This window comes from Brachybacterium equifaecis (genome assembly GCF_023509525.1).
GTDB classification, from domain to species: Bacteria; Actinomycetota; Actinomycetes; order Actinomycetales; family Dermabacteraceae; genus Brachybacterium; species Brachybacterium equifaecis.
Genome location: NZ_JAKNCJ010000008.1, coordinates 16,217 through 32,423 on the forward strand (window position 1 = coordinate 16,217; position 16,207 = coordinate 32,423).

Sequence of the window (16,207 nt, forward strand, 5' to 3'; positions counted from 1 at the left end):
GTCTTCACGAACCTTCTGATGGGCCCCGCCGAGCGGGGCGCGGAGAGTCTCCGCCGCGGGACCGCAGCGGGCCGGCCCCGATGCTCGAAGTCTAGGCAGGCGGAGCGGGCAGATCGTGCAGACGCCCCGGGAGGGCCCTGGATGCGCGTCCGGCCAGCGGCGCGGGTCCTCGAGGCTGAGGGATGGGCGACCCCGGCGCGGCGCCCGACTACCCTGGACGGGTGATCGATCGCGACGACCTGGGTGCATGGCTGGACGGACCTCCGGTGGAGGAGGGATACTGCAAGGGCTCTCGGCTGGGCCTGCCCGCGGAGGGATCCGGTTCCGTCGCCCCGTTCGGCCGGCGCGTGCTGTCCCTCCTGGTGGACTGGGCGATCTGCCTCCTGCTGAGCTGGGCCCTGTTCGACTACTCCTCGCTCGCCTCGCTGCTGCTGCTGGCGGCGCAGAATGTGGTGCTGATCAGCCTGTTCGGCACGACGATCGGTCAGCTCCTGCTGCGGGTGCGCGTCACTCCGGTGCAGGGCCGCTCCCCGATGATCCTGCGCGCGCTCGTGCGCACAGCGCTCCTGCTGCTCGTCCTGCCCGGAGTCATCTGGAACCGCGACTTGCAGCCTCTGCATGACGTGGTCGCCGGCACGGCGGTCGTGCGCGCCTGAGCCCTGACGGGGTCCGGCCCGGGCAGTCGGGACGCGCCGCGGCGCTCCGCGGCACACCGCGCCGCCCTCCCGGCCCGCGGGGCCCCGAGGCGGGCAGGGGCGGAAGATCACGATCAGGTAACGAATGTCACGGAACGATAACGGAGGTCGCGATGCGCGCACTGAACGAGCAGGAGATCCGCGGGAGCCTGCTGAACGGGTCCAAGCACGAGATGGCCCAGGCGAGCCTGCCGGATCTCTCCGCCGTCGCCTGGGAGAGGGAGATCTACCTGGGCTGGACCGACGCGAAGCGGCCGCAGGAGTCCTACGTGGTCTTCGAGGATCCGGAATCCGGGGAGCTCCTCGGGGCCATCCTGCGCGCCGCACCGGCGCCCGCCGGTCGGCGCAAGATGATGTGCTCCTGGTGCCAGGACATCACCGAGCTCGACAACGTCGCCTTCGTCAGCGCGAAGCGCACAGGAGCAGCCGGTCGCAGCGGGAGCACCATCGGCACCTCGCTGTGCCGGGACTTCTCGTGCTCGAAGAACGTGCGGCGACTGCCCTCGATCTCGGAGGTCTCCGATCCCGCCGAGCAGGAATGGTGGACCCAGCGCCGCATCGCCGACCTGCAGCAGAAGATCCGCGGCTTCTTCGTGCAGCTGCGCGGCGGGGCTTGAGGCGCGGAACGGGCGAAGGGCGGCGGCCGGGGATCCACCCGGCCGCCGCCCTTCGCTGCGCTGCCGCCTTCTCCTCATCGCTCGGATGGGGAGCCGTGCGACTCAGCGCATCATCGAGCGCTTGCTCACCCGCGTGCGGGAGGGGTCGATGCCCTGGGGCACTGCGCTGCGGATCGAGGGGGTCAGCGCCGACAGGCGCTTGGTGACCGCCGCGGACTCATCGCGCGTGAGGGCCTTCTGCATGCGCTGCATGTAGGTGGGGAGCTTGTGCAGGGGCACCTGGCCCTCGCCCTCGCCGACGATGATGCGGTGCACGGGAACGGGCTCGCCGTGCAGCACGCGGGCCACGCGCTTGGACTCCTTGTCGAGCAGGCGCATGGAGGTGCCGGAGCCGTCCTCAGCCACCAGGGCCACGCCGCCGCGGCCCGAGGCGCGGAAGATCATCTTCTGCGAGCGGGGGTCCATCTGCACGGGCTCCTCGTAGACGTCCCACCCGCGACGGATCGACTGCATGGCGGCGAGCGGGGCTCCCGGCTGATCCTTGATGCGGGTGAAGGCCGCGAGCTCGGCCTTGCGGGCGAGGATGAACATCGCGATCAGCAGTCCGACTGCGAGACCGAGGAAGACCCCGTACCACGGGCTGCGGAACACCAGCCAGCTCAGCAGCACGCCCACCACGATGGCGCCGAAGAGGCCCAGGAGCATGTACGGGAGGGTCGTGCGGTCCGCCTCCTGCGTCATGCGGAAGACCTCGCCGAACTGCTTGATCCGGCCGGGCTTCTTCTCCGGGGCTGCGGCGGCGGCAGGGCGCGCGCCGCGCCCGGTCGTCGAGGCGTTCTGCGGGCGAGCCGCGCGGGCGGCCGTGGCGTCGTTGCGTGCCATGGGTCAGTCTCTTCTCGTGCTCTCAGCTCGCGGCAGGGGCGGCCATGCGCGCGACGACGCTGGCGGCCTCCTGGCGGGCAGGGGTGTTCTGGTCGAGATGGCGGAGGTTCTCCGGGATGGTGCGGCCGAGCTTCTTCATGGCCTGGGCCCAGAGGCGGCCCGCCCGATAGGAGGAGCGGACCATGGGGCCGGCCATGACGCCGACGTAGCCCATCTCCTCGGCGAGGTGGGACAGCTCCAGGAACTCCTGGGGCTTGATCCACCGGTCGATCGGGTGATGCAGCTTCGAGGGACGCAGGTACTGCGTGATCGTGATGATGTCGCAGCCCGCATCGCGCAGTCGCTGCAGGGAGTCCACGATCTCGACGGTCGTCTCTCCCATCCCGAGGATGAGGTTCGACTTCGTGATCATCCCGGCGTCCTTGGCCATCTGGATGACCTCGAGGCTGCGCTCGTAGCGGAACGCGGGGCGGATCTGCTTGAAGATGCGCGGCACGGTCTCGAGGTTGTGCCCGAAGACCTCGGGCTGCGCGTCGAAGACCTGCTGCAGGGCGGAGGCGTTGCCTTTGATGTCATCGATGAGCAGCTCGACGCCGGTGCCCGGGTTCATCTCGTGGATGCGACGGCAGGTCTCGGCGAACTGGCCGGCGGCGCCGTCGGGGAGATCATCGCGCGCCACACCGGTGACGGTGGAGTAGCGCAGTCCCATCTCCTTGACGGACTGGGCCACCTTGAAGGGCTCCATCGGGTCCAGTGCCATCGGGCGGCCCGTCGCGATGTCGCAGAAGTCGCAGCGGCGGGTGCAGGTGTCGCCGCCGATCAGGAAGGTCGCCTCGCGATCCTCCCAGCACTCGAAGATGTTCGGGCAGCCCGCTTCCTCGCAGACCGTGTGCAGGCCGCGGCCGTGCACCCGCTTCTTCATCGCGGAGTACTCGGGGCCCATCACGGCGCGGGTCTTGATCCACTCGGGCTTGCGCTCGATGGGGGTCTCGGCATTCCTCGCCTCGACCCTGAGCAGACGGCGTCCCTCGGGAGCGATCGTCACGCATTCCTCCTCGGTTGCTGGTCCCGACCACTCTAGTCGGGCCCCGGGGCGTGCAGGGGATCAGCGTGAGCGGGGCGACGTGCGCTCGGACACCAGCTGCGCCATGGCCGCCTCGACCGGGTCGATGACCTCGGCGACGGGGATGCGTCGGCCGACCTGCTCGCTGAGGCTGGTCACGCCGGCGTCCGAGATGCCGCAGGGCACCACGTTCTGGGCCCAGGAGAGATCGTTCGCGCAGTTCAGCGCGAATCCGTGCATGGTGGTGCGCTTGGAGACGCGCAGACCGATCGCGGCGAGCTTGCGGTCAGGGGAGAGGGGCCCGGTGCCCCGGACCCACACGCCGCTGCGGCCCTCCACGGGCTCGGTGGCGACGCCGAATCCGGCGGCCACCGAGATCAGCGCCTGCTCGAGGGCCCGGACGAACCCGACCACGTCGATCGGGGCAGGGAGGGTGACGATCGGGTAGCCCACGAGCTGCTGGGGGCCGTGCCAGGTGATCTTCCCGCCCCGATCGATGTCCACCACCGGGGCGCCGTCGCGCGGCCGCTCGTGGTCGGCCGTGAGCTTGCCGGCCGTGTAGACCGCCTGGTGCTCCAGGAGGATCAGGGTCGGCGGGCGAGTGCCGGCGACGACATCGGCGTGCACGGCGCGCTGGACGTCCCAGGCGGCGTTGAACTCGACCGGCCCTGGGGGCAGGCCGAACTCCTCGTGGCGGTCGCCGGCGGGAAGAGGATCGCTGAAACCGAGTCGGATCACATCGAGCACCCCACCAGGGTACTGCCGTGAGCTCGCGGGCGGCGACACCGAGGCACCGTCGGGCGCGCCCTGACCTGGGGATTGTGGATGGCCGAGAAGGGCCGCCGTCAGCCGGTGCAGACTTCCGCCATGCAGAGCGCACACCCCGCAGACCCCGCCGCTTCGCGCGGCTGGGGCGTCCCCGTGCAGGCCGAGCCCTCGGAGCACGCCGACCGCCTCATCGCTGTCATCCAGCGCGACGGCGAGCTGGAGACCACCCTGCTGCGACGCGGCCGGTCGCTGATCTGCCGGGTGCGGGGACTGCACGGTGCGGCCCGCGATCACCTCGACGAGATCGGAGACCTGCTGCTGGATCTCTCGATGGCCGGGGTGCGCGCGGCCCCGCGCGTTCTCGCCGCCGCCCCGGGAGAGCTGGAGCTCGAAGGGGCGGCACCGCTGCGGCGCAGTCCCGGGACCCACCGCGCCGAGGCGGCGGGGCACCCGCCTGCCGCTCCCGAGCGCGAAGCACGGGCGGGAGCGCGGGAGGACCTCGATCTCCTGCTGGACGCTCTGCACGATCGGGGATGGGTGCTCGGACTGACCTCCCACGAGGGGCTCGCCCTGCGCGGTGACGGACGGGTCATGGTGCTGGATCTCTCCGGCCTGCACCGCAGTCCGGAGGCGGATGAGCGCCTGCGGGATCAGCGCTGGATCGACGCCGTGCTGGAGGACCAGGGCCGCACCCTGCGACGGCGGATCAACGGCCCCTTCGGGGGCACCGGCGACTCCGGCTCTGCGCTGCGCGCGCCGCTGCTCCCTGCGCGCGAGCTCGCCCATCAGGGCTTCGTCGACTCGCGGCCGACGCTGCTGCGGCCGCTGGCGGTGACCGCCGTGGAGGGGTATGACGAGGGGCGGGCGCCGTTCCCCTCGCGGCGGCGGCGGGATCCGGCCGGCGCCACAGGATGGGTTCCGGGCGGCGCCGCGGGCAGGGGGCGGCGCGGATGGTCAGCAGTGCTCCCGAGGGCAGGAGCAGCGGCTGCCGCGGCGGCCGCGGCGCTCCTCGTGGGCGCGGGAGCCATCCTGCTCCTGGACGGGGGCGGCGGCGCGGCGGCGAAGGACGCGGCCGCCTCTCCAGTGTCCAGCGCGCCGGGGCCCCCGCCCGCCATCGCTCCAGGAGGCGCTTCCGGCGTCGCTTCCGGAGACGCCGACGGCGGCGCCGACGGGGTCGACCAGAGCACCGCCGCCGCGTCGGCCCTCCCCGATCCTCGCGATGGACTGCAGGAGCTCGTCGCGCAGCGCCACGCCTACCTCACCTCCCGGTCGAGCGCCTCTCCGAACGTGCCCGGCGCGCCCGCGGATCTCGCCGATGCCCGGCGCCGCGCGCTCTTCGAGGACGCGGCGATCACCGCTCCCGAGCCCCGCGTCGTCTCGGCCGAGCTCACCTCCCTGGATGCGCAGTCGGGCACCGCCGAGGTCCTCGCAGTGCTCGATGTCGCCCCGGGCCAGGCCCGGTTCGAGGACGGGACCGTGACCGCGCTCCCTGCGGAGGAGACGCAGATCCGCTTCCGCCTGCAGGCGCTGGAGGGACGGTGGCTGATCCTCGAGGCAGAGCCGGTGTCGGATTCCTCCAGCGCCCCCTGACGAGGCCCGAGCCGGGCGGACACGGCGGGGGAGACCGTGCGGGCGGGGAGGCAGGAGCCGCAGGGAGCGGCCCGACCGCGAGCGGGCCGGCCCCACGCAGAACGGCGGGCCCGGCACCGAAGTGCCGGGCCCGCCGCAGGTCCTGTCGCGGATCGCTCCGCGCGGGGATCAGAGACCGAGATCGGCCTCGAACGCCCCATTCTCCAGGCGCTGCTTCATGAAGGTCAGGAAGCGTGCTGCGTCGCCGCCGTCCACCAGGCGGTGGTCGTAGGAGAGGAAGAGGTACATCATCGAGCGGATCGCGATGACCTCGTCGCCCTGCTCCGTGGTGATCACCGCGGGGCGCTTGACGATGGTGCCGCACCCGAGGATGCCGACCTGCGGGTTCGGCACGATCGGGGTGTCGAACAGGGCACCGCCGGAGCCGGTGTTCGTGATCGTGAAGGTCGCGCCCTGGAGGTCGTCCGGGGTGAGCTTGTTGCTCTTCGCCTTGCCGCCGAGCTCGCCGACCTGACGGGCGATGCCTGCGAGGTTGAGGTCGCCGGCGTTCTTGATCACGGGCACGACGAGCCCGCGCTCGGTGTCCGCGGCCATGCCGATGTTCTCCGAGCCGTGGTACTTGATGACGTCGCCCGCGATCTCCGCGTTCAGCTTCGGGTACGTCTTCAGCGCCTCGACCGCCGCCTGGATGATGAACGGCAGGAAGGTGAGCTTGGCGCCCTCGCGCTGCGCGAAGGAGTCCTTCGCACGGCCGCGCAGCTTCGCGATGCGGGTCATGTCGACCTCCACCGCGGTGGTGAGCTGGGCCTGGGTCTGGAGGGACTCGACCATGCGGCTCGCGACGATCTTGCGCAGGCGCGACATCTTCTCCTCGGTGCCGCGCAGCGAGGAGACCTCGACCTTCGGCGCCGACTGGGCCGCGCCGCCGGGCGCTGCCTGCGCCGCAGGAGCTGCAGCAGGAGCGGAGGTCTCGGACTTCTTCGCCTCGATCGCGGCGGAGACGTCCTGCTTGCGGATGCGACCGCCGAGGCCGGTGCCCGAGACGGAGGAGAGGTCGATGCCGGCGTCGGCCGCCATCTTCCGCACCAGCGGGGTCACGTAGCCGCTGGCCTCGGCACCGGAGACGGAGTCCGAGGCCTTCGGGGCGGGGGAGGTCGAGCCCGAGGTCTTCGCCTCGGCCTTCGCCGATGCCTTCTCCTCAGACTCGCGCGGGGTCTCGCCCTGAGGAGCGGACTGCTCAGCGGGCTTCTCCTCGGCCTTCTTCTCCTCAGCCTTCGGCTCCTCCTTCGCGGGAACCTCGCTCGCCGGGGCGGAGGAGGACTGCGCGGAGGCGTCGCCGATGATGGCCAGCACGGAGCCGACCTCGGCGTCGGAGTCCTCCTCGACCTTGATCTCGAGCAGGGTGCCCGCGAACGGCGAGGGGATCTCGGTGTCGACCTTGTCGGTGGAGACCTCGAGCAGGGGCTCGTCGGCCTCCACGGAATCGCCCACGGCCTTCAGCCAGCGGGTGACGGTGCCCTCGGTGACGGACTCGCCGAGGGCCGGCATGGTGACCTCCTGGCCCTGGCCGCCGCTCGAGGCGCCGGAGCCCTCAGCGCTCGGCGCGGGATCGGTGTCCCCGCCCTGCGCCTCCTCCTGGCCGGGCTCGGCCTCGGTGGAGGGCGCAGTGGTGGGATCCGAGGCGAGGTCCTCGCCCTCGGAAGCGGGCTCGTCCTGCTGGGCCTCGGTCTCGCCCGATCCCTCGGCGGCATCATCCGAGCCGGAGCCGGAGCCGGAGCCGTCGCCGATGATGACGAGCTCTGCGCCGACCTCGGCATCCTCGTCCTCCTGGACCAGGATTTTCTCGATGGTGCCCGCGACGGGCGAGGGGATCTCGGTGTCGACCTTGTCGGTGGAGACCTCGAGCAGGGGCTCGTCGACCTCGACGGTATCGCCGACCGACTTGAGCCAGCGGGTCACGGTGCCCTCGGTGACGGACTCGCCGAGGGCCGGCATCTTCACGGATTCAGACATGTTCTTCTCCTGGTGGGGCGCGGATCAGGCGTGCGAGTGCAGGGGCTTGCCGGCGAGGGCGAGAGCCGCCTCGCCCATCGCCTCGTTCTGGGTGGGGTGGGCGTGGATCAGGCTGGCGACGTCCTCCGGGTAGGCCTCCCAGTTGACGATGAGCTGAGCCTCGCCGATCTGCTCGGACATGTTCGTGCCGACGAAGTGGACGCCGATGATCGGGCCGTCGACCTCGCGCACGAGCTTCACGAAGCCGGTGGTGCCGAGGATCTGGGACTTGCCGTTGCCGCCGAGGTTGTACTCGTAGACCGAGACCTTGTCCTCGCCCAGCTGCTCCTTGGCCTGCTTCTCGGTGAGCCCGACGGAGCCGATCTGCGGCTCGCAGTAGGTGACGCGCGGGATGCCGCTCTCGACGATCGGGGCGGGGGACTGCCCGGCGATCGACTCCGCCACGAAGATGCCCTGCTGGAAGCCGCGGTGGGCGAGCTGCAGTCCGGGCACGATGTCGCCGACGGCCCAGATGCCCTCGACGTTGGTCTTCAGGGTGTTCTTGTCCGCGAGCACGAAGCCGCGGTCCATCTCGATGCCCTGCTCCTCGTAGCCGAGGTCCTTGGTGTTCGGGCCGCGGCCCACGGCGACCAGGAGGTAGTCGCCCTCGAAGGTCTTGCCGTCGGCGAGGGTGACCTTCACGCCGTTCTCGGTCTGCTCGGCCTTCTCGAAGAAGATGCCGAGGGAGTAGGCGATGCCGCGCTTCTTGAAGGCGCGCTCGAGCGTCTTCGAGATGGCCTCGTCCTCGTTGGCGACCAGGTGGGGCAGGCCCTCGATGATCGTGACGGACTCGGCGCCGAGCGACTTCCACACCGAGGCGAACTCGACGCCGATGACGCCGCCGCCCAGGATGATCGGGTTCTTCGGCGCCTCGGGCAGCTGGAGGGCGGCCTCGGAGTCGATGATCCGGCCGCCCAGCTCGAGACCCGGGAGCGACTTCGAGAAGGAGCCGGAGGCGAGGACGATGTTCTTGCCCTTGAGCTCGCGGGTGCCCTCAGCGGTCTCCACCGTGACGGTGTCCTTCGCGGTCAGCCGGCCGAAGCCCTCGACGTAGTCGACGCCGGAGCCCTTCACCAGGCCCTGGAGGCCCTTGTAGAGGCGGCTGATGATCTTGTCCTTGAAGTCCAGCACCTTCGCGTGGTCGATGCTGTCCAGGGTGAGGTTCACGCCCATCGCGGAGCCCTCGTGGGGGGCGTCGGCGACCTCGCCGACGTGGAGGAGGGCCTTGGTGGGCACGCAGCCGCGGTGGAGGCAGGTGCCGCCGACCTTGTCCTTCTCGACGAGGGCGATCTTCAGCCCCAGCTGCGATCCTCGCAGCGCTGCTGCATAGCCGCCGCTGCCGCCGCCGAGGATGACGACGTCGTACTGGTCCTGGGGTGAATCCGTCACCGGTGAGCTCCCTCGAGTAGTCGATTGCGACGCTGCCCGGGGCGGCCGCGCCGAATGCCCCCATGCTAGGCCACGCGACTGCGTGGTGAGGGCAGGCGGCGGGAGCCCACCGGTAACGGAGACGGAGCCTCCGTCACCGGAGCGCTCAGGCGGCCCCGTCGCCGGCCCGCGCCTCGAGCAGCGCCAGCAGGGTGCGCACGCTCATGCCGGTCGCGCCCTTGCCCGTGTACCCCTCGGGGGCGGAGGAGAACGAGGGGCCGGCGATGTCCAGGTGCCCCCACTGCGCCTCGCCCACGAACTCCGCCAGGAAGATGCCGGCGGTCAGGGCGCCGCCCCAGCGGTCGCCGATGTTGCGCAGGTCTGCGACCTGGCCGTTGAGGTCCTTGCGCAGCTCCTCGGGGAAGGGCAGCGGCCAGAAGGGCTCGCCCGCCGTCGCCGCTGCCTCGAGCACGGCCGCGCGGGCGTCCTCGGTGCCCATCACGGCTGCGGTGCGCTTGCCCAGGGCGACGATGGCGGCGCCGGTGAGCGTCGCGACGTCGAGCACGAGATCGGGCTCGAGCGCGGCCGCGTCCACGAGGGCGTCGGCCATGACCATGCGGCCCTCGGCGTCGGTGTTGAGGACCTCGACGGTCGTGCCGTTGCGCATGGTGACGACGTCGCCGGGGCGCTGCGCCCCGCCTCCGGGCATGTTCTCCGCGAGCGCGAGGAAGGCGGTCACGCGCACGGGCAGGCCGAGGCGCGCGGCGCCCAGCGTCGCCGCGAGGACGGTGGCGGCGCCGGCCATGTCGGAGGTCATCTCGTCCATCCCGGCCGGCGGTTTCAGCGAGATGCCGCCGGTGTCGAAGGTGATTCCCTTGCCGACGAGGGCCACGTGCTGAGCGGCGCCCGTCGGGGCGTACTCCACGCGCACCAGCCGCGGCGGGCGGGCAGACCCCTGGCCCACGCCGACGATTCCGCCGTACCCGCCCTCGGCGAGCTCCTTCTCGTCCAGGACGGTGACGGTCAGGGGCAGATCCGCGGCGAGCTCCTGGGCGCGCTGCGCGAACGCGGCCGGGAACAGGAGGTTCGGCGGGGTGTTCACGAGGTCGCGGGTGATGCCGACGATCTCGGCGAGGACGCGGGCGCGCTCGGCCGCCGCGGCCGAGGAGTCCTCGCCGTCTGCGCCGACGAGCACGACGGAGCCCAGAGCGGGCTTCGCCTTCGACGAGGGGGACTTGTGGGCGGTGAAGGCATAGGCCCCGAGCGCCGCGCCCTCGAGCGCGGCTGCGATCTGAGCCGCGGTTCCGCCGGGGAGGGCGATGGCGGCCGAGGGGACGCCCGCGAGCGTGCGGGCGGCGGCGCCGAACGCGCGGCGCAGCGCGACCTCTCCGGCGTCCTCGAGCGCGGCGACGCCGAGACCCGTCAGCAGGACGGAGCCGGCGGCGAAGCCCTCCGGCGAGGGCACGCGGACGATCTCGTCGAGGGCGCCGGTCACGCCGAGGGCGGCCGTGAGGGCGCTGAGGGCGTCGCTGCCGAGGACGACCGCGGGGGCGTCGTCCTTCCCGGTCAGGACGGGCAGCACGAGGACATCGGCGTCGGCATCGGCGAGGGACTGGGGGTTCACAGTGATCTCTGGCATCCCCTTATCGTATGGGGGTGCCGCAGTCCTGCGGCTGGAAGCGCGCATGCCCGTTCGGGCGCACGGGAGGTGCACGGCGATGTCGGTGTGGGCGATCGCCCTGTACGCGGCCTGCGGGCTGACCGCGGCGCTCTCGGTGTACTACGTGGCGAGGGAGTTCGCCGCGGACTTCGTGCTGCTCGGCGCGGCCGCGCTGGTGATGCTCGTGTGGGGCGGCGAGGCTCTCGCCCTGGCTATGCAGGATCTGCGCGGCGGCGACGCCCCGGACCGGATCACGCTCTACGGGTATCTCGCCACCGGGCTCGCGCTGCCGCTCGGCGCGATCTGGGTGGGCGTCAACGAGCGCAGCCGATGGGGGAGCGTCGGCATCCTCGCCGTCGCGCTCACGCAGATCGTGCTGCAGATGCGGCTGCCGCAGATCTGGCCGGGAGGATTCGCATGAGCAGCGCCCGCACGCCCCGCCCGGCGCCCCGCCTCTCGCGCACTCCAGCGCCCTCCGGTCGCGGCCGCTCGCGCGGTTTCGCCGCAGTGCTGATCGTGCTGTACGGCATTCTCGCCCTGGCTGCGACGGGTCGCGCGAGCTACGAGCTGACGACGAAGTTCGCCGAGGCTCCGCTGCCGTACTCGCTCTCCCTGCTCGCGGCGATCACCTATCTCGCAGTGACCATCCTGCTCGTGCGGGGCGGGGGCGCGTCCCGCACAGCGCTCCTCCTGTGCTGCGCGGAGCTCGCGGGCATCGTGGCGGTGGGGTCGCTCACGCACCTCGCCCCCGGGCTCTTCCCGGACTCGACCGTGTGGTCCGACTTCGGGGCGGGCTACGGCTACGTGCCCCTGATCCTTCCGGTGGTGGCGATCCTCTACCTGTCCCGGCAGCGGCGGCGCGCGGGCGCGCCCCCAGGCGCGGCCGCGTAGATTTGCGCCGTGGCCACCTCCTTCTCGCCCTATTCGCTCCTGTTCGACCATGTGCTGCGGCGCCTGGATCCCGAGCGCGCCCATGAGCTGACCGTGCTCGCCCTGCGCACGGCCGCCGCCCTGCCCGGCGGTCCCGCGCTCCTGCGCTCCGCCTTCCGCACCCCGGCGCCGACGGCTGCGGCGACGGCGACCCGCACCTCAGCCTCCTCGCGGGCGCAGCGCCTGCTGGGGCCGATGTCGAGCCCGTTCGGCCTCGGAGCGGGATTTGACAAGCACGCGCTCGCCCCGCTCGCCCTGCTGGATCTCGGCTTCGGGCACGTGGAGGTCGGCACGATCACCGCGCAGGCCCAGCCCGGCAACCCGAAGCCGCGCTCCTTCCGCCTCGTCGAGGATCGCGCGCTGATCAATCGGATGGGCTTCAACAACCACGGCGCCGAGGCCGCCGCGCAGCGCCTCGCACGAGTGCGCGCGACCGAGCGCGGGCAGCGCGCCGTGATCGGCGTGAACATCGGCAAGACGAAGAGCACCCCGCTCGATTGCGCCGCCGAGGACTACGCGCGCAGTGCTCGACTGCTCGCCCCCTACGCAAGCTATCTCGCCATCAACGTCTCGAGCCCCAACACCCCGGGGCTGCGCGATCTCCAGAGCGCCGCGGCCCTCGAGCCGATCCTCTCAGCGGTCCTCGCTGAGGCCCGCGCGAGCGAGCAGCGCCTGGGCCGTGCTGTCCCGGTCCTCGTGAAGATCGCGCCGGACCTGCACGATGACGACGTGCGCGCGGTCGCGGCCCTCGCCGCCGAGCTCGGCCTCGCCGGGGTGATCGCCGCCAACACCACGATCTCCCGCCCCGCGTCCCTGCGCAGCGGCCGGGACCTGATCGAGCGGATCGGAGCGGGAGGCCTGTCCGGGCCCGTCCTCGCAGGCAGGTCCCGCGAGATGCTGGCCGTGCTGCGCGAGGCTCTGCCGGACCGCATGCTCGTCATCAGCTGCGGCGGCGTGCGCACCGCCTCCGATGTCGCCGAGCGGCTGCGCGACGGCGCGGACCTGGTGCAGGGATACACCGGGCTGATCTACGAGGGCCCCTCCTGGCCGGGTCGGATCGCGCGGGGCCTCCGCCGCGCCTGAGGCAGGCGGGGCCCGCTCAGCCCAGAGCCAGGAGGACCTTGGAGGACCCGGTGGCGCGATCCGCGGCCACGGCGAAGGCCTCCTCGGCGTCAGCCAGCGGGAACGTGTGCGTGATCAGGGGCGTGAGGTCCACGCCCTCTGCCATCGCTGCGAGTGCGTCGGTGATCTCATCGACGAAGCGGTATGAGCCGCGGTAATCGATCTCCCGGGTGACGATCCCCCCGAGCGACGCGGAGACCTCTCCGGTCGGGAGGTTTCCCACCTGCACCAGCACGCCGCCGCGGCGCACCGCTGCGATCACCCCGCCGAGCGCCCGCGGGGAGCCGGATGCCTCGATGGCCCCGTCGACGTCCTGCGGGAGCGCCTGCCCGGCCGAGATGTCCACGACCTCGTCGGCCCCCAGCCGCGCGGCGATGTCGAGCGCCGCGCTCGAGAGGTCCGCGGCGATCACCTGCGCAGCCCCCGCTCGGTGCGCCGCCACGACCGCGAGCGCGCCGATGGGCCCTGCGCCGTTGATCAGCACCCGCGCTCCGTGCAGATCCCCGGCGCGCTGCACGGCGTGCAGCGCCACCCCGAAGGGCTCCGCCAGTGCCGCCTCCTGGAGGCTCACCCCGGCGGGCACGGCCCGCAGCTGATCTGCCCGCACCGCGCGGTGGGAGGAGAATCCGCCCTGCTCGTGGGGGAGGAATGCGGCCGATCCGAAGTAGCGCACCTCGGGCCACAGGTTCGCGCGCGCGGAGGTGGAGGCGGGGACCTCATGCGCGCCGACGAGCGTGGCCGGATGCACGGTCACGGCGGTGCCGACCTCCATGCCTCGCGCGGCGAGCCCCTCGGCCGCCTCCGGTCCGATCTCGGCCACCGTGCCCGAGACCTCGTGCCCGAGGACGAGCGGCTCGCGCAGCTCGGCGGTGCCTGAGATCCCGGAGCGCCAGTAGGCGATGTCGGAGCCGCAGATGCCTCCGAACGCCATCTGCACGATCACGCCGTCCGGTGCGCACCGGGGCTCGGGGATCTCCTCCACGCGGAGATCTGCAGGACCGTGGACCACTGCTGCGAGCATGAGGTGCTCCTTCGGGTCGGCTGGTCGGCGCTGCGCCGGCCTGAGGGCGATGAGGATGAGCTGCGTGCGGGGTCCAGCAGATCAGGTCATCGCGGGCGCTGTACAGCGCGGTCCAGGATCGTCGGACCCCGGCCCTAGGCTTGCCGGCATGGACGAGGACCTCTTCTCCCTGGCAGGCGACGCCCCGGCGCCGCGGACGCTCTCGGATCGCAATCGCGATCACAGAGCCCCGCTGGCGGTCCGGATGCGCCCGCGCTCCCTCGACGAGATCGTCGGGCAGTCGAAGGTGCTCGATCCCGGCAGCCCGCTGCGGCGACTCGTCGCCGCCGACGACGACCGGACAGCTCCGAGCTCCGTGATCCTGTGGGGACCGCCCGGCACCGGCAAGACAACCCTCGCCTACGTGGTCGCGCAGTCGGGGGATCGCGAGTTCGTCGAGATCAGCGCGGTCCTCGCCGGGGTGAAGGACCTCCGCGAGGTCATCGACCAGGCCCGCAGCCGGCTGCGCACCACCGGCCGCGAGACGGTCCTGTTCGTCGACGAGGTGCACCGCTTCTCCAAATCCCAGCAGGATGCGCTCCTGCCGAGCGTCGAGAACCGCTGGGTCACCCTCATCGCGGCGACCACGGAGAACCCCTTCTTCTCCGTCATCTCCCCGCTGCTCTCCCGCTCGATCGTGCTCACCCTCGAGTCGCTCAGCGAGGAGGACCTGAACGTCCTGGTCGACCGCGCCCTGGCCGAGGAGCGGGGGCTCGGCGGGGCGGTGGAGCTCACCGACGAGGCGCGCTCCGCGCTGCTGCGGCTCGGCGGCGGGGATGCGCGCAAGATCCTGACGTCCCTGGAGGCCGCCGCCGGGGCCGCGCTGATGACGCGCTCGCGCACGGTCGATGCGGCGATCCTCGCCCAGGCGGTCGATCGCGCTGCACTGCGCTACGACCGCGCGGGAGACCAGCACTACGACGTGACGAGCGCGTTCATCAAGTCGATGCGAGGCAGCGATCCCGATGCCGCGCTGCACTACCTCGCCCGCATGATCGAGGCGGGGGAGGATCCTCGCTTCATCGCGCGCCGCGTGGTGATCGCTGCGAGCGAGGAGGTCGGCATGGCCGACCCGCAGGCGCTCCAGGTCGCCGTGGCCGCGATGCAGGCCGTCCAGATGCTCGGGATGCCGGAGGGAAGGATCCCTCTCGCGCAGGCCGTCGTGCACATCGCGACCGCCCCGAAGTCGAACCGCTCCTACAGGGCCTTGGATGCAGCCATCGCCGACGTCCGCGCCGGCAGGGGAGGGGCAGTGCCGGCCCATCTGCGCGATGCCCACTACGGGGGTGCGAAGTCGCTGGGGCACGGCGTCTCCTACGTCTACGCGCACGATGCCCCGCACGGGGTCGCGGCTCAGCAGTACCTCCCGGATGACCTCCGCGAGGCCGCGTACTACGAGCCGACGGGACGCGGCGCCGAGGCCGAGATCGCGCGCCGGCTGCCCACCCTGCGGAGAATCGTGCGCGGTCCGGGCGCCGGGCCCGCAGGGCAGTCGGGACAGGATGCGTGATGGACCGCACACGACACACGGACGTGACGTGCGGCGACTCGGTTGAGCGCTCCCTCCGGCGCCGATAGGATCACTGATTGAATCCGCGGCTGCCTTACTGGATTCACACCATGCGATAAGAGGTACTCCTCGTGACCAACGTCACCCGTGCGCGCCGTCAGGCGCGCCTTTCCCGAGCCCTCGGGCTCCCGCTCACCCCGAAGTCCGTCAAGTACTTCGAGAAGCGCCCGTACCCCCCGGGCGAGCACGGCCGCGCCCGTCGTCGGACCGAGTCCGACTATGCGGTGCGACTGCGCGAGAAGCAGCGTCTGCGCGCCCAGTACGGCCTGCGCGAGAAGCAGATGCACCGCGCCTACCTGGACGCCCGCAAGGAGGCCGGTCTGACCGGCGAGTCCATGGTCGAGCTGCTCGAGATGCGTCTGGACGCCCTCGTGCTGCGCTCCGGCTTCGCCCGCACCACCCTCCAGGCGCGTCAGGCCGTGGTCCATCGCCACGTGCTCGTCGACGGCAAGCTGGTGGACCGCCCCTCCTTCCGCGTGAAGGTCGGCCAGACCATCCAGATCAAGCCCAAGGCGCAGGCCCAGGAGACCTACCAGCTCGCAGCCGAGGGCGCGAACAGCGACGTGCTCGCCACTGTTCCCTCGTACCTGCAGGTCGAGCTGTCCGAGCTCAAGTCGAAGCTGGTCGCCCGCCCGAAGCGCGCCGAGGTCCCCGTGACCTGCGACGTGCAGATGGTCGTGGAGTTCTACGCTCGCTGATCCCGCCTCAGCGGAACTGTGCGGCGCGGCCCTCGGGCCGCGCCGGACTCGCCCCGGCAGGTGCCTCCAGGTACCCTGACCGGGGCTTTTCCATTCTCCTCGCACATCCCGCGCGCCCGCGCGGCCCAGGAA

At 72.0% G+C, this 16,207-nt stretch carries 15 protein-coding genes; 8 read left to right on the forward strand and 7 right to left on the reverse strand.

Going from position 1 to position 16,207, the window contains the following annotated elements:
- The first annotated feature begins 221 nt into the window (after nt 1–221).
- Together Bequi_RS11910 and Bequi_RS11915 are read left to right on the forward strand one after the other, a co-directional pair.
- Nucleotides 222–656, forward strand: coding sequence for an RDD family protein (locus Bequi_RS11910; protein ID WP_249738157.1), 435 nt, complete (start codon nt 222–224; stop codon nt 654–656).
- Nucleotides 657–808: 152 nt separating this feature from the next.
- Entirely contained in the window at nt 809–1,312 is a 504-nt protein-coding gene (locus Bequi_RS11915) for an FBP domain-containing protein (protein WP_249738158.1), read from the forward strand.
- Nucleotides 1,313–1,414: 102 nt separating this feature from the next.
- On the opposite strand, the gene Bequi_RS11920 is transcribed toward Bequi_RS11915, so the two are convergent.
- From Bequi_RS11920 to lipB, 3 genes are read right to left on the reverse strand one after another with little or no spacing between them, the layout of a single operon-like run.
- Nucleotides 1,415–2,194, reverse strand: a complete 780-nt coding sequence (locus Bequi_RS11920; RefSeq protein WP_249738159.1) for a DUF4191 domain-containing protein — start codon at nt 2,192–2,194, stop codon at nt 1,415–1,417.
- A gap of 22 nt (nt 2,195–2,216) precedes the next feature.
- Entirely contained in the window at nt 2,217–3,239 is a 1,023-nt protein-coding gene (lipA, locus tag Bequi_RS11925; RefSeq protein WP_249738160.1) for a lipoyl synthase, read from the reverse strand.
- Nucleotides 3,240–3,299: 60 nt separating this feature from the next.
- Nucleotides 3,300–4,004, reverse strand: a complete 705-nt coding sequence (gene lipB / locus Bequi_RS11930; RefSeq protein WP_249738161.1) for a lipoyl(octanoyl) transferase LipB — start codon at nt 4,002–4,004, stop codon at nt 3,300–3,302.
- Between the two features lie 120 nt (nt 4,005–4,124).
- Between lipB and Bequi_RS11935 the strand changes: the two genes are divergently transcribed.
- Nucleotides 4,125–5,615 (forward strand): hypothetical protein, encoded by a 1,491-nt coding sequence (locus Bequi_RS11935; RefSeq protein ID WP_249738162.1) that lies wholly within the window; start codon nt 4,125–4,127, stop codon nt 5,613–5,615.
- Nucleotides 5,616–5,783: 168 nt separating this feature from the next.
- Here the strand turns inward: Bequi_RS11935 and sucB are convergent, their stop codons facing one another.
- The 3 genes from sucB to Bequi_RS11950 all read right to left on the reverse strand — a co-directional run bounded on the left by sucB (nt 5,784) and on the right by Bequi_RS11950 (nt 10,674).
- Nucleotides 5,784–7,628 carry a 2-oxoglutarate dehydrogenase, E2 component, dihydrolipoamide succinyltransferase gene (gene sucB, locus Bequi_RS11940; RefSeq protein ID WP_249738163.1) on the reverse strand — a complete coding sequence of 615 codons (1,845 nt, stop codon included), beginning with the start codon at nt 7,626–7,628 and terminating at the stop codon, nt 5,784–5,786.
- A gap of 24 nt (nt 7,629–7,652) precedes the next feature.
- Nucleotides 7,653–9,056 carry a dihydrolipoyl dehydrogenase gene (gene lpdA / locus Bequi_RS11945; RefSeq protein ID WP_249738164.1) on the reverse strand — a complete coding sequence of 468 codons (1,404 nt, stop codon included), beginning with the start codon at nt 9,054–9,056 and terminating at the stop codon, nt 7,653–7,655.
- Between the two features lie 145 nt (nt 9,057–9,201).
- Nucleotides 9,202–10,674: a leucyl aminopeptidase gene (locus Bequi_RS11950; RefSeq protein ID WP_249738165.1), complete on the reverse strand. Its 1,473-nt coding sequence runs from the start codon at nt 10,672–10,674 to the stop codon at nt 9,202–9,204.
- 79 nt (nt 10,675–10,753) lie between these two features.
- Between Bequi_RS11950 and Bequi_RS11955 the strand changes: the two genes are divergently transcribed.
- From Bequi_RS11955 to Bequi_RS11965, 3 genes are read left to right on the forward strand one after another with little or no spacing between them, the layout of a single operon-like run.
- The gene (locus Bequi_RS11955; RefSeq protein WP_249738166.1) at nt 10,754–11,116 is read left to right on the forward strand and encodes a hypothetical protein; all 363 of its coding nucleotides are present in this window, start codon (nt 10,754–10,756) and stop codon (nt 11,114–11,116) included.
- The gene (locus Bequi_RS11960) at nt 11,113–11,586 is read left to right on the forward strand and encodes a hypothetical protein (RefSeq protein ID WP_249738167.1); all 474 of its coding nucleotides are present in this window, start codon (nt 11,113–11,115) and stop codon (nt 11,584–11,586) included. Before Bequi_RS11955 ends, Bequi_RS11960 begins: the two co-directional genes overlap by 4 nt.
- 9 nt (nt 11,587–11,595) lie before the next feature.
- Complete coding sequence (locus Bequi_RS11965) at nt 11,596–12,708, forward strand: quinone-dependent dihydroorotate dehydrogenase (RefSeq protein ID WP_249738168.1); 1,113 nt, start codon at nt 11,596–11,598, stop codon at nt 12,706–12,708.
- 16 nt (nt 12,709–12,724) lie between these two features.
- Here the strand turns inward: Bequi_RS11965 and Bequi_RS11970 are convergent, their stop codons facing one another.
- The gene (locus Bequi_RS11970; RefSeq protein WP_249738169.1) at nt 12,725–13,768 is read right to left on the reverse strand and encodes an L-idonate 5-dehydrogenase; all 1,044 of its coding nucleotides are present in this window, start codon (nt 13,766–13,768) and stop codon (nt 12,725–12,727) included.
- A 148-nt stretch (nt 13,769–13,916) separates the two neighbouring features.
- On the opposite strand from Bequi_RS11970, the gene Bequi_RS11975 reads away from it, so the two are divergent.
- Both Bequi_RS11975 and rpsD read left to right on the forward strand, forming a co-directional pair.
- Nucleotides 13,917–15,317, forward strand: a complete 1,401-nt coding sequence (locus Bequi_RS11975) for a replication-associated recombination protein A (protein ID WP_249738170.1) — start codon at nt 13,917–13,919, stop codon at nt 15,315–15,317.
- Nucleotides 15,318–15,448: 131 nt separating this feature from the next.
- Nucleotides 15,449–16,075 carry a 30S ribosomal protein S4 gene (gene rpsD, locus Bequi_RS11980; RefSeq protein ID WP_249738171.1) on the forward strand — a complete coding sequence of 209 codons (627 nt, stop codon included), beginning with the start codon at nt 15,449–15,451 and terminating at the stop codon, nt 16,073–16,075.
- Nucleotides 16,076–16,207 lie beyond the last annotated feature (132 nt).

Bases quoted from the DNA above. Each gene is read 5' to 3' on its own strand.
- Bequi_RS11915 (WP_249738158.1), top strand. From the start codon at position 809: ATGCGCGCACTGAACGAGCAGGAGATCCGCGGGAGCCTGCTGAACGGG.
- Bequi_RS11920 (WP_249738159.1), bottom strand. From the start codon at position 2,194: ATGGCACGCAACGACGCCACGGCCGCCCGCGCGGCTCGCCCGCAGAAC.
- Bequi_RS11935 (WP_249738162.1), top strand. From the start codon at position 4,125: ATGCAGAGCGCACACCCCGCAGACCCCGCCGCTTCGCGCGGCTGGGGC.
- sucB (WP_249738163.1), bottom strand. From the start codon at position 7,628: ATGTCTGAATCCGTGAAGATGCCGGCCCTCGGCGAGTCCGTCACCGAG.
- Bequi_RS11950 (WP_249738165.1), bottom strand. From the start codon at position 10,674: ATGCCAGAGATCACTGTGAACCCCCAGTCCCTCGCCGATGCCGACGCC.
- Bequi_RS11955 (WP_249738166.1), top strand. From the start codon at position 10,754: ATGTCGGTGTGGGCGATCGCCCTGTACGCGGCCTGCGGGCTGACCGCG.
- Bequi_RS11960 (WP_249738167.1), top strand. From the start codon at position 11,113: ATGAGCAGCGCCCGCACGCCCCGCCCGGCGCCCCGCCTCTCGCGCACT.
- Bequi_RS11970 (WP_249738169.1), bottom strand. From the start codon at position 13,768: ATGCTCGCAGCAGTGGTCCACGGTCCTGCAGATCTCCGCGTGGAGGAG.
- Bequi_RS11975 (WP_249738170.1), top strand. From the start codon at position 13,917: ATGGACGAGGACCTCTTCTCCCTGGCAGGCGACGCCCCGGCGCCGCGG.